Below are 15,318 nucleotides of genomic sequence, written 5' to 3' on the forward strand. Positions count from 1 at the left end.
ATCCTGTGTTCTCGTTTTTGCCGTTTATTCGGCCGGTTGGGCGGTGTGGCCGGATTTGGGGGCTTTTTTGCGTGACCGGTTCGGTGCGCCAACGCGGTAGCGCCGGTCAGACAGCGACATCAGCCCGCCAAACACCATCACCAAACCGCCAACCCACATCCACGGGATCATCGGTTTGATGTAAAACCGGGTGACCCAGTTATTGTTTTCGTCGGGGTCGCCCAAAACGGCATAAACGTCACCGGTAATCGATGACTGAATGGCGGCTTCGGTGGTGGGGCGGCCTTCAACGGTGTAAATGCGTTTTTCCGGGGCCAGAATGGTTGTTTTATCGCCGGGATGTTGAACCGTGATGTGGGCCCGGCGGGCCATATAGTTTGGCCCCTGAATTTCCTTGATATCGTTCAAGGTGAAATTATAGGCCCCGACCTGAACACTATCGCCGATCGCCATCGATTGAACGGCTTCGGTGGTCCACGCTTGCGAGCCGGTAATCCCGGCTATGACAATGGCTACACCGGCATGGGCCAGTGTCATGCCGTGGGCGGAGCGCGGCAAATTGCGCATGCGGCGAAAACTGTTGGCCAGCGGGGCGCGAAACAGCTTGATCCGCCCGGACCATTCCAGAATGGAGCCAACAAACAGCCACACCGCCAACCCCATGCCAAACAGGGCAAAGGCCGGACCACCCGACAGCCAGTAGGTAACCAGAACCGCCACCACAACAATGGCGATGGCGAGTTTCAGTTTGCCAATGGCGGCCAACAGATCGGCACGTTTCCACGACAAAAACGGGCCGATGGCCATGGCAATGATCAGCGGCGTCATGATCGGCACAAAGGTGGCATCAAAAAACGGCGCACCGACCGAGATTTTTTCCCCGGTCAGGGTTTCCAAAAACAGCGGGTAAAGCGTGCCCATAAACACCATTGCCGCCGCAATCGACAGCAGCACATTGTTAAAAACCAGTGCCCCTTCGCGCGATATCGGCTGAAACAGCCCGCCGCCCTTAAGGGTTGGTGCGCGCCAGGCATAAAGCGCAAAGGACCCGCCAACCGATATTGCCAGCAAAATCAGAATGAAAATGCCGCGTTTGGGGTCGGTCGCGAAGGCATGAACCGATGTTAGCGCCCCCGAACGCACCAGAAACGTGCCCAGCAGCGAAAACGAAAACGCGATAATGGCAAGAAAGATGGTCCAGCTTTTAAGGGCGTCGCGTTTTTCAACCACAATGGCCGAATGCAAAAGCGCGGTACCGGCCAGCCACGGCATGAAGGATGCGTTTTCAACCGGATCCCAAAACCACCAGCCGCCCCAGCCCAGTTCGTAATAGGACCACCACGACCCAAGGCCGATGCCTGCGGTGAGAAATACCCAGGCCGCCAGCGTCCATGGGCGAACCCAGCGGGCCCATGCCGGGTCAACCCGGCCTTCGATCAGGGCGGCAACAGCAAAGGCAAAGGCAACCGAAAAGCCGACATAACCCAGATACAGAAAGGGCGGATGAATGGCGATGCCGGGGTCTTGCAATAACGGGTTCATGCCCTGACCGTTAAGGGGCGGGTTGGCAATGCGGTCAAACGGGTTTGACGTTAGCAAGATAAACAACAGGAAACCAACCGCGATCAGCCCCATAACCCCGACCACCCGGGCAAGCAGGCTGGGCGGTAAATTACGGCCAAAGGCCGAAACCGCCGCGCCAAACAGCGACAGGATCATAACCCATAACAGCATTGATCCTTCGTGATTGGCCCAGACACCGGTGATTTTATAAATCAATGGCTTGGCGGTGTGGCTGTTTTCCACCACATTTAAAACCGAGAAGTCGGACGTGACATAGGCGTATGTCAGGGCGCCAAACGAAAAGGCGATCAGCACAAAGGTGGCAATCGCGGTGCGCGGGGCCACCCGCAGCAACGCACGATCGTTGCGCGCAGCGGCGAGAAACGGCACAGTGGATTGGGCAAACGCCATCGCCAGCGCCAATACGAGGGCATAGTGTCCGAGTTCAACGATCATGGGGGCTTGCGAGTCCTTTTATATACAGGTTCGAGCCGATATAATGTGCGATGCAAAGTTTGGAAACCTTGCGGAATATCAAATTTGCGCTATTTGCACGGGCGCATTAAATAGAATTATTATATACACCCTGTTCCAGCGCACAGTCAGACATACCAAAGGGTCGTGAAATGAACCAATGTCCGGTTATCGACATTGCACAGCGAGAAATGTGGGCCCGTCGTGCGACGACCGCCTCCATTATCATTGCTGCGACCCTGATTGCCTTAAAGGCGGTCGGGTGGTTCATGACCGATTCGGTCAGCCTTCTGTCCTCGATGATTGATAGCATGCTTGATATCGGTACGTCCGTGATCAATTTCATGGCGGTACGCAGTGCCTGGCGCCCGGCAGACCACGACCACCGCTTTGGTCATGGCAAGGCCGAACCGCTCGCCGGGCTGTTTCAGTCTGCGTTTATGCTGGGTGCTGCCATTCTGGTTCTGGCCGAGGCATCGTCGCGGATGATGGACCCGCAACCAATGCGCCTTGCCAATGAAGCCATCTATATCATGGTGGTGTCGCTGGTGATGACGGTGGGGCTGGTTTTGCTGCAACGCAAGGCCATGCGCATGTCTGGCTCTATGGCGGTCGAGGCCGACTCGCTACATTACAGTTCCGACATTCTGGCCAATGCGGCGGTGATTATTGCCCTGTTGCTGGTGGGATCGGGCTTTTTGTGGGCCGACCCGGTGATTGGCGGCATTGTTGCGATTTTCCTGCTGTATTCGGCAGCCAAGGTTGGACGTGATGCGGTGGCCGTGCTGATGGATCGGGAATTGCCCGAACCCGACAGCCAGCGCATCATCGAACTGACGATGAAACACAAATCCGTGATCGGCATTCACCGCTTGCGCACCCGGTCATCGGGTGTGCATCGCTTTGCCGAGATCGAACTGATTATGGATGGCGGGATGCTGATGCGCGAAGCGCACACCATTTGCCACCAGGTAATGGACAGCATTCGTGGGGAATATCCCGACCTTGATATTACCATTCACCCCGAACCGCCCGAAGACATTCATCTTGATGAATTTAGCGGTTATACTGAAGACCCCGAATTTTGGCATGCCGCACGGGCGCGCAAGGTGGGGCTGGATGATATTCCCGCCTCCAACAGCGAGCTTGCTACCGGGCGTTAAGTCGGTCGGGTTGGATCGATGTGCGATCAGCATCAGATAACCGAATAAAAAAGCGGGGGCCGCAGATGCAGCCCCCGGTGTCGTTTTTAACCGTTATGCGACGTTAAAGCACGGTCAGCATGCTTGCGACCAGCGGGTGACGGACAATATCCTTGTCGCGCAGCTGAACACAGGCAATGTCGTCAACTTGTTGAAGGCGATCCGACATTTCTGCGAGACCGGAAAGCTCGGGCAACAGGTCGGTCTGGTCGGGGTCGCCGGTCAGGATCATGGTGGAATTCCAGCCCAGACGGGTGACCAGCATTTTAAGTTGCACATAGGTGCAGTTTTGGGCCTCGTCGATCACGACAAAGGCATTGTTAAGCGTGCGACCGCGCATATAGCCAATCGGGGCAATTTCGATGGTGCCGTCTGATAGATAGGTGCGCAGGCGTTTATTGCCCAGCCGGTCGTTCAGCGCATCGTAAAGCGGGCGCAAATACGGTGCCATTTTGGCTTCGACATCGCCGGGCAGAAAGCCGATATTTTCGCCCGCTTCAACCGCCGGGCGGGCCAGAACAATGCGGCCAATATCGCCAGCATCAAGGGCTTCGACCGCCTTGGAAACCGCGATATAGGTTTTACCCGTGCCTGCCGGGCCCAGGGCCAGTACCAGATTAAAATTGTCGATGGCTTCCATCAGGGCCGCCTGATTTTCGCTTTTGGGCCGGATATGACGGCGGAAACTTTGATCGCGATGTGTGGGGGGCATGGCCTGGCCCGGCTCTGCCAGCGGGTCCCAGTTGGATTTGTTTTCATCGAACAGTTCGTGGATGTTGCCATCTGACGGCTGCGGATGGCTCCGACGGCGTGCTGCGCGCTTACCCATGATGATCACCTCGCGATTTGAAGTCGCAACCGGCCAAAACACATGAAATTTCGGCGGTTTTTGACTTACGTTGTGCAAAAAAGCAAAACGCGCCATTCCAGTGTTGGAAAGGCGCGCGAACATTCTTCATCTTGTAAATAAGAGGACGGCTAGGGATTGCGCCGGGCCCCGATGCATTTCGCATCTGCGGTCCGGGGGGAGAAAAGATACGATGTGAGACGCTGATTTGCGGCACTCGTTTGTCCCCTTTTAAGTTCGGTTCACGACCGAACACAAGAATCCTACGCTTGCTTATCGGGGCTTGTCACCTATTTTTGCATTGTTAAATTTGAATGAATTCGCAAAACCCCTGTTTTCAAATGTTTATCTTGCAACTGCGAACAAAAAAATTGCTTCACTGCGATATTGAAGGGGCGATTTACCGGGCAACAAACCAATTTTAACCGGTTTTGCCGATGTATGTTGCCGTGTCGCACGCGGCGTTGCGGGGCCACGCCGTATTTTTCGCCCTGAACCGCTTGCTACATGCCCGATATGACGATTTCATTGTGGTATCATGGCTAAAAATCAGTACAGTGCGCCGCAATTGAATGTCTCAGTATTATTGGAACCACTATGTCGTCGATCGACCATCAGGTCTCGCGCCGCCGGACCTTTGCCATCATCTCGCATCCCGATGCGGGTAAAACCACGCTGACGGAAAAGCTGCTGCTGTTTGGCGGTGCTATTCAGATGGCCGGTGCCGTGAAGGCAAAAAAGGAACAGCGCGGCGCACGGTCGGACTTTATGAAGATCGAACAGGACCGTGGTATTTCGGTATCTTCGGCTGTGATGACGTTCGAGTTTGAAGATAACATCTTCAACCTGCTTGATACGCCAGGCCACGAAGATTTTTCCGAAGATACCTATCGCGTGCTGACCGCCGTTGACAGTGCAGTGATGGTGATTGACGCCGCGAAGGGCATTGAAGCCCAGACGCGCAAGCTGTTTGAAGTGTGTCGCCTGCGCGATGTGCCGATCACGACCTTTATTAACAAGCTGGACCGCGAAACCCGCGATTTCTTTGAACTGCTGGACCAGATCGAACAGGATCTGGCGCTGGATGTCACCCCGGTGACCTGGCCGATCGGGTCGGGCCGCGATTTTCGCGGCTGTTTTGATCTGGTCAATGATCAGGTTTTGTTCATGGAAAAGGGCGGCAACGTCGTTAAGGAAGCCATCCAGATTAAAGGTCTGGATGATCCGAAGCTTGATGAACTGGTACCTGATTACCTGGTCGCGCAATTGCGCGAGGATGTGGAAATGGTGCGCCAGATGTGCCCGCCTTTCGACATTGAATCGTATCGCGAAGGTCATTTGACCCCGGTGTTTTTCGGGTCCGCCATTAATAATTTTGGTGTGCGCGAATTGCTGCGCGGGATTGCCGAAAACGCGCCAACCCCGCGCCCGCAAGAAGCCGCCACCCGCACGGTAGAAGCCAGCGAAACCAAGGTTTCGGGCTTTGTGTTTAAAGTGCAGGCCAATATCGACCCTAACCACCGCGACCGTATTGCGTTTATTCGTTTGTGTTCGGGCCATTTCAGACGCGGCATGAAATTAAAACATGTGCGCGCAGGCAAACAGATGGCGGTGCATAACCCGATGCTGTTTTTTGCCAACGAACGCGACATTGCCGAAGAAGCGTGGCCGGGCGATATCATTGGTATTCCCAACCACGGCACCTTGCGCATTGGCGATACCCTGACCGAGGGCGAAGATTTACGCTTCCGGGGTGTTCCGGCTTTTGCGCCTGAATTGCTGCAAAAAGTACGCCTGGATGACCCGTTAAAAGGCAAACATCTGCAACGTGCGCTGGAACAGCTGGCCGAAGAAGGCGCATCACAGGTGTTCAAGCCGATGATGGGGGCCGACTGGATTGTCGGTGTGGTGGGGCAACTTCAGTTTGAAGTGCTGAAAGAACGCATTTCAGCGGAATATGGCATCAAGGTTCATTTCGAACAGACACCGGCCTATGCCGCGCGCTGGGTGATGTGTGATGACCCGCTGGAACTTAAAAAGTTCCGCGACACCAACCAGTCCGCCCTGTTTGAAGACCACGACAAAACCCTGGTTTTCATTGCGCGCAACGCCTGGCATCTGGAAACAGCACAGCGCGACTGGCCGAAATGCCGGTTCGAGGCAACGCGCGAGCAAAATATGGTTGTCGCTGGTTAAGGCGGATTTGCCAAAAGATGTCAAAAGCCGTCCGGAAAATTCCGGGCGGCTTTTTTAATATGAGCAGCAAGTTTTGGCGGTTTACCACGCAACGCGCACTTGTGGGCTGCCAAATTCGGCCGCCATGCTTACCTCAATCGGACCCGCTTCGTCTGTTTGGATGACATCAGTCTTGTGCTGGAGTGACAGGCTATATTGTTTGGAATGATTGTTTTGCTGTGCTGTTATGGTCGCTTCGTTGCCTGTCTGTAGAGACAAAGTGATTCGAACCGCATCGCGGATTGTGACGTGCTGATTGGGGCCAATATCTTGATGGGCCATGATGTAACCTCCTGTCTGATGTTGAGAACAGCGGTTGTTTGGCAGTTTTAATGATGGCTTCACACGGGAAGCGTGCCTTGCAGGGTATTGTTGGGCCGAGCAGTTGATGATGGCGCTTGAAAACTTTGGGTTAGGGCGTGTTCGTGGCACAAAAAAAGCAAAAGCCGCCAGTTTTTGCGAACTGGCGGCTTTTGTGTCGCAGTTTCCCGCGACAGGTCGGAACCATCCGGGTTGAGCTTCAGGCTCCGATAAAATAACGGCCAAGGGCAACCAAACCCATGCCCGCGATCATTGCGGCAAACAGGTTGCGGGTGGCGACCATGGCCACCAGGGTGGCAACCGCGCCGGCGATGCCAATGGCCCCGGACGACAGCGCACTTGGCACCCAGACCGAAATTAAAACCGCACCGGGCAACCGTTCAAGCACATGGGCCCAGCGCCCTGATTGCGGTAAACGGTCCGCCATTAAAAGCCCGCCCAACCGCATGCCATAGGTAACAACCGCCATGCCCAGAATGGTCAGGATCGCTTCGGGGGTGAAGGTCATGAAATCGATCATGTTATTGTCCTGCAGGCGGGGAATAGGGGGTGGTGGGCGGCGAAAGCTCTGATTGCGGGGGGATGGCATCGTTTTTGGGGGTTGCTTTGTCGCCCGGCCATGTCAGGGCGGACACCAAAACACCGGCGCCCGCACCGGCCAGAATGGACCAAGTGCCGGGCAACAGGTAATGACCGATAATCGAGCCAATGGCGGCTGCGATCCATGGCAGAAGGTCGGCCTTGCCTTTCCACATGCCCACCGTTAACGCAGCAAAAATGGCGGTAAAGGCAAAATCGAGCGCATAAACATTGGGGTCGGGAATGCCCCCTGCCAGCAAATAACCCAGCGTATTGCCCGTACCCCAGACAATGGCGAGAAAAATGCCGCCGCCCAAAAGAAAGCCCGGTATGGGCGTTTCCTTTTGCGCCATGGTCATGGCCCAGTTTTCGTCGGCCACCATGTGCATGCCGCAAATTTTAACCCATAGCGGGCGTTCGCGAAAAACCGGGCGCAGCGACGCCCCGATCAGCACATAGCGCAGGTTAATCACAATGGTGGCGACAATGATGGTGAGTGAGGGAATGGTGTCGCGCCATAAATCGACCGAGACAAACTGCGCTGATCCGGCAAAGACGGTCAGGCTCATGAATAAAAGCTCGCCCAGGCTAAGACCGCGCTGGGTGGCAAGCACGCCCAGAACCGCGCCAAAAATAAGGGTGCTGGGCAACAGCGGCAGGCAGGCAATGGCACCGCGTCGAAGGGAGGTGGCGGTAAAATGCGGAGCGGACGACATGACGTTTTCCCGATATTTTCTAAAGGCATTTATGATTGGGAATGATTATGCCGGTTTTGGTCCGCTCCAATATTGGATGAAATTGCGGTTATCGCGTATTGGCAATAAAAATGCCGGGGCTAACCCCCCACATGGTTTTGAAATGCCGGTTTAAATGGCTTTGATCGGAAAACCCGGTGGCCGCTGCGGTATCGGCAATGCTGTGGCCGTCAAACAGCATGCGTTTTGCCCGGCGCAGGCGCATGTGGCTCAGGTAGGTATGGGGCGGTAACCCTGTGGCGTTGCTAAACACGCGCAACAGGTGAAACCGGCTTAACCCGGTCAGCGTCGCCAGCGTTTCCAGCGATATATTTTCATCCTGATGGGCCATCATGTAATCGATCACCTTGCGAATGCGTTTGTCCTCGGCACCGGGGTGAAATTCAAACGGCGGGGCATCGGCGTGGCGCAAGGCCAAACGTGCCGCGCTGTATAGAAGCTGGCTGTCGCGTTCAAGGTTGCTGGCCAAATGCCGGGATTCGGGCAAAAACAGGCGATGCAGTTTTTGCAGTTGCAAATGCAGGGCCGGGTCGTCGATGACATGTTGGCTGAAAAACGGCAGGCCTTTGCTTTTGGGCGATATTTCATCGACCAGATCGGCAAAGATTTGCGGTGCAATGAACATGATTTGATAGTGATAGCCATCATCACAGGCCGGGCCGCCATCATGAACCTGCATCGGGTTCATTAATAACAGCTGACCCCGCCGGGCAACGTGGCGGGTGCCACGGGTTATGAATTGTTCGGCACCATTAAGGATGGTGCCAAAGGCATAATAATCGTGGCTGTGTTTGGGGAAAGTGAAGCGTTTATAGTCGGCTTCAAACAAATCAATACCATCCGCTACCCGCCAGTGGCGGGCATGTTCACGGGGGCGTCCGCCCGCCCGGGATGGGATGTTTGAATGGCGCATGGTGCCAGTATAACGCGGATATCGGGTGCCAGCTTGCACAATATTGATGCCATACAATCTTGCCCGGCGTGGCGGCCAGAACGATGAGAATGGTGGTAATTTTCATGACATCGGCACTGAATTGCCGAGTCGCCAGCGCGCAGGGCAGATTTGAGCGAAAACGGCCTGACTATCCTTAAGGGCGGGTTCATATGATGCGTTTTTAGCGCGCTAAATGTTCGTTTGATGTTTTGCCGCTGGTCGTTGTCGCCATAAAGCGGCTGAAACATGATCTTCATCGAAGTGTTACAAAACCGGCGTCTGTTTGGCTGTAAGTCAGCAACCTGAACGATTTTTTACCGAACCTTCGGAGCCGTTATGTTGTTTGACCGTATTCGTATTGGCCATCGCATTTACGCGGGCTTTTTAATTCTGGTGCTGATGTTGCTGGGGTTAAGTGCGCTGTCGTCATGGTATTTACAGGGCTTTGCCGGGGATGCCGACCGTATTGCCAAGCGAACGGAACTGGTGGGACTTGCCAATGATTATGCCCTGAAACTGGAACGGCTTTCCAACCAGGTGTTGCTGTATGCGCAAACCGTGGACCCCGAAGTGCGTGGCGAAATTGCCACCATTCAGGATAACGCCATTACCAGCCGCAAGGCACTGACCGATGCGCTGATTGCGATTGGCGATGACGACAAGGCCAATGATTTAAAGGTGCTGGCCGAAAAATACATCGCAACACTGGAACCATTGGTTTTGCGCGCTGAAAACATGACCGCATCGGCCGATACGATTTTGTTGGGTGCCAACCAGATGGGCGGGTCATCGTCGGATCTGGTGACGTTTATCAATAAACGCGACCCTGAAATTGCCGATAAATACGGGGCTCGCCTGTCGAAGGATAATTTGACCGCCATTGTCAGCAATCTGGAATATGCGATTGTTCATAGCCCGGAAGCACTGGACGTGGCGCGCAATGCCACATCGTCGCTGACAGATTTGCATGAAGAAATCAAAACGGCGATGGGGTCGTTAAAGCGGGCGGATAAAAAGCTGTTTTCCTATGCCACCCGCGACAATGATTTGCTTAAACAAGGGGCCAACCAGCTTGAAGGATCGTTTAGCGGCTTTAGCCAGTCGATGAGTGATTTTAAGGCAGCGGTGCGCGAAGTACAAAAAATTACCGGGCAAATCCGCGCCGAAGCCATTGCCGGGCAAAATGCGCTGGTGGAAGCGGTTCATGGCAAATCGGAAAGCTCGGCCATGACCAATATGGTGGTTGCCATGGTGGGGGCGTTAATTGCCATTGTGCTGGCAGCGGGCACCGCAACCAGCATTTTGCGGCCGCTGCGCCGGGTGAATGGCGATATGACCCGCCTTGCCACCAACGATACCAATATTGACCTGGTTGATATTAACCGCCGCGACGAATTTGGCGCGATGGCGCGCACGGTTTCAATTTTCCGCGATAATGCCCTGAAAATTGAAACCATGGCCGAAGACCGCATTGAACTGCAACGCCAGGAAGAAGAAAAACGCCGGGCCTCGCTGGGCGGCATGGCCGAAACCATTGAAGGCGAAACATCGGGGCTGGTTGAATCCGTTTCGCGCCAGGTGAACCGGATGCGCGATGCGGTGGGCGAAGTTGCCGCCGCTGCCGACCGCGTGAATGGTCAGACTGAAACCGCCACAACCGCGGCCGATCAAAGCCGCGAACATGCACAATCGATCAGCGATGCCGCAACCCGGCTTTCGGGTGCCATTGGTTCCATTGCCGGGCGGGTGGAGCGCCAACGCACCATTGCGCAATCCGCTGTTGATAGTACGCGCGAATCTGCTGCCGCGGTCGATGATTTGCGCAAGGTTGCCAGCAGCATTGAACAGATGGTGGACCTTATTCGTGGTATTGCCGCGCAAACCAACATGCTGGCAATGAATGCCACCATCGAAGCCGCCCGTGCCGGTGATGCCGGGCGCGGTTTTGCCGTGGTTGCCGCCGAGGTCAAAAACCTTGCCGGTCAAACCGCCGAGGCCACTGAACAGATTACATCGCATGTGGGGGCCATGGGCAATGTGACGGACCGTTGTGTTTCGGCAATGGAAAATGTGGGTGTTACCGTACGCGACATGATGGCAATTTCCGACGAGGTGGCGGGGGACGTTAAACAGCAGCGCCGCGAGACCGAGGAAATTTCGGTCGCCATTCGGGCCGCCAGTGATGCGGCAAAAAATGTCGGTGATGCCATATTGGAAGTATCGCGCGACATTGACCATACCCGCAGCCTGAGCCAGGATTTGACCGGCCATGCCGATGATGTGACCGCCCATGTGAGCGAACTGACCCTGTCGCTTAACCGGGCGGTACGCGATGCCGCCGACAAAGACGACAACAAAGGCAAAGACCCCAGGGTATTGGCCGGGCGTGATATTAGCGTCACATTTGATGATCAGGGCGAGCGCATACAAACCAGTTTGTATGATCTGTCGATTGGCGGAATTTCGGTGACCCCGTCGCAAAACTGGGAACGGGGCCGCAAAATGACGGTCGAAATTGTGGGGCTTAAGGGCCGTTATAACGTTGAAGTTATGAGCCGCCGGGGCCTTGACGCCCCGAAAATGCGCCTCAAATTTACCGACCCGCTGGAACAACGTGGCGACCTTGTGCTGTTTGTTGCCCGCATGTGGCAAAAACACCTGACCGAAGCCAATATCATTCTTGATGACGAAGACCGTTTGCGCGCCGAGGTCGCCAACGATTCGTTTATCGAACCGCGCCTGATTGCCGGTTAAGCCCGGCAGGACATCCTTTTTCATTCACGCAACTATCTGGCCGGGAAACGATATGGTCGTTCCCCGGCCATTTTTATGGCCGGGCATCTAACCCCGGTTCTTCAGTTCTTCAGTTCTTCAGTATCCTGCTCGGCCAAAGTGTCGCGCTTGCCAAAAATACTTACCATTTCCGTCATGTTTTCGGTTCCCCAGGTACATAGCGGAACGATCGCGTCGGCCAAGCTGCGACCAAGCGGTGTCAGCGTGTAGTCCACGCGCGGCGGTACCTCCTTATAGTCGGTTCGCGCCAGCACGCGGTGGGCCTCCAGATCCTTCAATTGCTGGATCAGCACCTTGTCGCTGACGCCCTGGATCAGGCGCTTGAGCTCGCCATAGCGCTTGGGCCCGTCGCGCAGGAAAAACAGGACCAGCGGTTTCCACTTGCCCGAGATGATACGGAGCGTGGCATCGAGCCCGCAGGAGAAGCCGGTCGTGCCGCAGACTTCAGGAGGTGTTGTCATTTTTGATACTTACCAAAAGGTGCATACTTGACCTGAAGTTAGCATAAGCGCTTACTGACCACAAGCAGTTCCCTGCTCCCTTCCAAACCCAACAAAGGATGCATGACATGAATAGACTAATTGGAAAGACCGCCGTAATCACCGGTGGTGCCACCGGTATTGGCCGCGCCGCAGCAAAGCGCTTCATCGAGGAGGGCGCTTTTGTCTTTATCTTTGGCCGCCGGCAGGAAGCGCTTGATGCCGCTGTGGCCGAGCTTGGGCCCAATGCCCGCGCGGTGAAGGGCTCGGTCTCCGATCTGTCCGACCTTGACCGGCTTTACGCGGCGGTGAAGGCCGAGCGTGGAACCCTCGACATCGTTTTCGCCAATGCCGGGGTGGGAAGCCAGCTTGCACTTGGCCAGATCACCGCCGAGCATATTGACGAAACCTTCGACACCAACGTGAAGGGCACGATCTTTACGGTGCAAAAGGCGCTGCCGCTGATGGGCGAGGGCGGTTCGATCATCCTGACCGGATCGAGTGCGGGCACCACGGGCGCCCCGGCAATGACCACCTATAGTGCGAGCAAGGCAGCCGTGCGCAATCTTGCGCGGACCTGGGCGGAAGACCTGAAGGGCACCGGCATCCGGGTAAACGTGCTATCGCCCGGCGGAACGGCGACTGATCTTGCCAAGGCAGCGCTGGGCGAGGAGGGCATGAAGGTCTTTGCCGCGATGAACCCGCTCCAGCGCATGGCCGATCCGGCCGAGATCGGGGCGGCAGCTGCTTTTCTTGCGTCGTCGGACAGCAGCTTTATGACCGCTAGCGAACTTGCCGTTGATGGCGGCCTTGCGCAACTCTGACGCCCACCTCAAACGCCTTAAGCCCGGATAAACCCAGGCGCTCCGTTCGATTATTCGATTGTTCGGAGCGCGCCACGGCGGGGTAAACCCAAGGAGAAAAACATGAGCTACGCAATTATCGGTTTCGGCAATATCGGTCAGGCTCTGGCCAAGGCGTTTGCGCGAAGCGGCATCGAAGTATCGGTTGCAACCACGCGCGACCCGGAAAGCTTCGCGTCCGCGGCGGCTGCGATCGGCCCCGAGATCATGCCCAAAACATTGGCGCAAGCCGTCAAGGCGGACATTATCTTTTTGGCGGTCCGTTACGAATCACACCGCGATGTCGCCAAGGCGCTGCCGAACTGGAAGGGAAAGATCATCATCGATGTGACCAATGCCTACGGCGTGTCCCCCGAGGAACTGGGCGGACAGCCGTCTTCCCGGGTCGTCGCACAGGCCTTTACGGGTGGAAAACTGGTCAGGGGCTTTAACCATTTGGCTGCTGCTGTTCTTGACCAGGATCCCGCTGTGCATGGTGGCAGGAGAGTTGTGTTTCTGGCGAGCGATGATGACGGTGCCGCAACCGAGATTGGCGCGCTTGCGGAAAATCTTGGTTTCTCGCCGATCAAACTTGGCGGGCTTTCGGAAGGCGGGTTGCTTGTGCAGGCGCGCGGAAATAGTTGGGGGCAACTGATCTTTAAGGATCTGGTCAAGTTTGACGGATGAAACGTGATCGCTGCTGGCGTGTTCAACCATCTTGAACGGCGGCAACAGGCGGGCTTCCATTGCTTGTCGGGGCGTTGTTGAGGGTGCCAGCGATTCGTCCATCGAACCGCGTCTGATTGCCGGTTAACCCCCGGCAGGACATTCTTTTTCTTTCACGCACCTATCTGGCCGGGAAACGATATGGTCGTTTCCCGGCCATTTTTATGGCTGGTCGTATAGAGGTTGGCATTTTGACATATACATCATGGTGGTGTGAGGCGCAAAAACGGATGTTTCGTACGTTTTGATACAATGACGTACAATTTTGACCTCGTACATTTTCGCCGCCAATGGCAGTGTAAATTCAAGGGCGGTTTAAAAACCGGACAGCGGGTTTTGAAGTCCTTTCAAACCGGTTGAGGGGCTTTTCACGAATTGAATTCAGGGAACGGGACATTCGATGTCACGAATGGTTAGGCTGGTTATAATTTTAGTAGTGGCGGTGGTTATTGGCGGCGGGTTGATGGCCTATCGCGCGGGGAAGCTGCCATTTCTGTCTGGTGACGGGCCGATTATTATTCAGAATGACCCGGGCAGTGGTGCCGCCAAATCTGGTAAATCGGCAATGTCGGGACCGGCCTTGCCTGTGATTGCCGAACATGCGGTTTTAACCCCGGATAATACCGTGGTCGAAGCCGTGGGCACCGGTCGGTCTGCCATGGGTGTGCAGCTTTATCCGCCGGTGGCGGGCGAAGTGAAGGATGTGCTGGTGCGTGCGGGCGACCAGGTGAAAACCGGTCAGGTGTTGCTGATCCTTGATTCCGCGCGTGAAAAACTGGCGCGCGACCTTGCCGCGGTGCAGGTGCGCGACACCAAACAGATGCTGGACCGCTATGAAAAGGCCCGCCCCAAAGGGGCCGTTTCCGACAGTGAAGTGGATTCCGCCCGTGCAGCCCTGGCCGAAGCGCGCATTCGTCTGGATCAGGCCGGGGTTGATCTCGATGATCGCACCATTCTGGCACCCTTTGATGGCATGATGGGTATTCCCGCTGTCGAAGTCGGGGACCGGATCGATAAAACCACCATGATCGCCACACTTGATAACGTTGATAGTGTGCTGGTCGATTTTGAAGTTTCAGAAACCCGGTTTCGTGATGTGCAACCAGGCCAGTCCTTGCGCGTCGAAACATGGAGCCTGCCTGGCGAAAAATTCGAAGGTGTGGTTGATGCCATTGGCAGCCGGGTAGACCCCGAAAGCCGGACATTTAGCGTGCGCGCCCGTATCCCCAACCCCAGTGGCCGGTTACGTTCGGGCATGTCATTTGCGGTTTATATCGATATCGCGGGCAAGTCCTATCCATCGGTGCCGGAAATTTCGGTTTTGTGGGGCGATGGCGGGACTTATGTCTGGCGGATCGAAGGCGAAAAAGCCAGCCGGGTGCCGGTGCGTGTGGTCAAACGGACCAATGGTCGCATCTTGCTCGATGGCCCCGTTTCGCAAGGAGACCTGATTGTGGTGGAAGGGGTGCAGCGACTGCGCCCGGGGCGGAACGTTGCCGCCACCATTCGCGGAGACGACCAGCAGGGCATTGCTCAACGAAGCGAGTCTTCAGACGGGGGCTCCTGAT

13 protein-coding genes are annotated in these 15,318 nt (G+C 55.7%); 6 read left to right on the forward strand and 7 right to left on the reverse strand.

Features of this window, described 5'->3' with window-relative positions; translation table 11 throughout:
- Positions 1-24: 24 nt before the first annotated feature.
- On the reverse strand, positions 25-2,019 hold the full coding sequence (locus tag TMES_RS04730) for a heme lyase CcmF/NrfE family subunit (RefSeq protein WP_085580053.1): 1,995 nt from the start codon (positions 2,017-2,019) through the stop codon (positions 25-27).
- A gap of 170 nt (positions 2,020-2,189) precedes the next feature.
- Between TMES_RS04730 and TMES_RS04735 the strand changes: the two genes are divergently transcribed.
- Entirely contained in the window at positions 2,190-3,200 is a 1,011-nt protein-coding gene (locus TMES_RS04735) for a cation diffusion facilitator family transporter (RefSeq protein WP_085580055.1), read from the forward strand.
- 103 nt (positions 3,201-3,303) lie between these two features.
- Here TMES_RS04735 and TMES_RS04740 read toward each other — a convergent pair whose 3' ends face one another.
- On the reverse strand, positions 3,304-4,068 hold the full coding sequence (locus tag TMES_RS04740) for a PhoH family protein (protein WP_085581148.1): 765 nt from the start codon (positions 4,066-4,068) through the stop codon (positions 3,304-3,306).
- 615 nt (positions 4,069-4,683) lie between these two features.
- Between TMES_RS04740 and TMES_RS04745 the strand changes: the two genes are divergently transcribed.
- Positions 4,684-6,282 carry a peptide chain release factor 3 gene (locus TMES_RS04745; protein WP_085580057.1) on the forward strand — a complete coding sequence of 533 codons (1,599 nt, stop codon included), beginning with the start codon at positions 4,684-4,686 and terminating at the stop codon, positions 6,280-6,282.
- 81 nt (positions 6,283-6,363) lie between these two features.
- Here TMES_RS04745 and TMES_RS04750 read toward each other — a convergent pair whose 3' ends face one another.
- The 4 genes from TMES_RS04750 to TMES_RS04765 all read right to left on the reverse strand — a co-directional run bounded on the left by TMES_RS04750 (position 6,364) and on the right by TMES_RS04765 (position 8,946).
- The gene (locus TMES_RS04750; RefSeq protein ID WP_085580059.1) at positions 6,364-6,603 is read right to left on the reverse strand and encodes a hypothetical protein; all 240 of its coding nucleotides are present in this window, start codon (positions 6,601-6,603) and stop codon (positions 6,364-6,366) included.
- 238 nt (positions 6,604-6,841) lie between these two features.
- Complete coding sequence (locus TMES_RS04755) at positions 6,842-7,162, reverse strand: AzlD family protein (protein WP_085580061.1); 321 nt, start codon at positions 7,160-7,162, stop codon at positions 6,842-6,844.
- A gap of 1 nt (position 7,163) precedes the next feature.
- A complete protein-coding gene (locus TMES_RS04760) occupies positions 7,164-7,937 on the reverse strand; it encodes an AzlC family ABC transporter permease (RefSeq protein WP_085580062.1) in 774 nt (257 codons plus the stop codon).
- 88 nt (positions 7,938-8,025) lie between these two features.
- Positions 8,026-8,946 carry an AraC family transcriptional regulator gene (locus TMES_RS04765; RefSeq protein WP_245835211.1) on the reverse strand — a complete coding sequence of 307 codons (921 nt, stop codon included), beginning with the start codon at positions 8,944-8,946 and terminating at the stop codon, positions 8,026-8,028.
- Between the two features lie 300 nt (positions 8,947-9,246).
- Here TMES_RS04765 and TMES_RS04770 point away from each other — a divergent pair, with 300 nt between their 5' ends.
- The gene (locus TMES_RS04770; RefSeq protein WP_085580064.1) at positions 9,247-11,664 is read left to right on the forward strand and encodes a methyl-accepting chemotaxis protein; all 2,418 of its coding nucleotides are present in this window, start codon (positions 9,247-9,249) and stop codon (positions 11,662-11,664) included.
- A gap of 101 nt (positions 11,665-11,765) precedes the next feature.
- On the opposite strand, the gene TMES_RS04775 is transcribed toward TMES_RS04770, so the two are convergent.
- Positions 11,766-12,164, reverse strand: coding sequence for a winged helix-turn-helix transcriptional regulator (locus TMES_RS04775; RefSeq protein WP_085580066.1), 399 nt, complete (start codon positions 12,162-12,164; stop codon positions 11,766-11,768).
- Between the two features lie 107 nt (positions 12,165-12,271).
- Between TMES_RS04775 and TMES_RS04780 the strand changes: the two genes are divergently transcribed.
- From TMES_RS04780 to TMES_RS04790, 3 genes are all read left to right on the forward strand, one after another.
- On the forward strand, positions 12,272-13,006 hold the full coding sequence (locus TMES_RS04780) for an SDR family NAD(P)-dependent oxidoreductase (protein ID WP_085580068.1): 735 nt from the start codon (positions 12,272-12,274) through the stop codon (positions 13,004-13,006).
- Between the two features lie 102 nt (positions 13,007-13,108).
- Positions 13,109-13,711 carry an NADPH-dependent F420 reductase gene (locus TMES_RS04785; RefSeq protein WP_085580070.1) on the forward strand — a complete coding sequence of 201 codons (603 nt, stop codon included), beginning with the start codon at positions 13,109-13,111 and terminating at the stop codon, positions 13,709-13,711.
- A gap of 439 nt (positions 13,712-14,150) precedes the next feature.
- Complete coding sequence (locus TMES_RS04790) at positions 14,151-15,317, forward strand: efflux RND transporter periplasmic adaptor subunit (protein ID WP_245835212.1); 1,167 nt, start codon at positions 14,151-14,153, stop codon at positions 15,315-15,317.
- Position 15,318 lies beyond the last annotated feature (1 nt).

This window comes from Thalassospira mesophila (assembly GCF_002115755.1).
Lineage (GTDB): Bacteria > Pseudomonadota > Alphaproteobacteria > Rhodospirillales > Thalassospiraceae > Thalassospira > Thalassospira mesophila.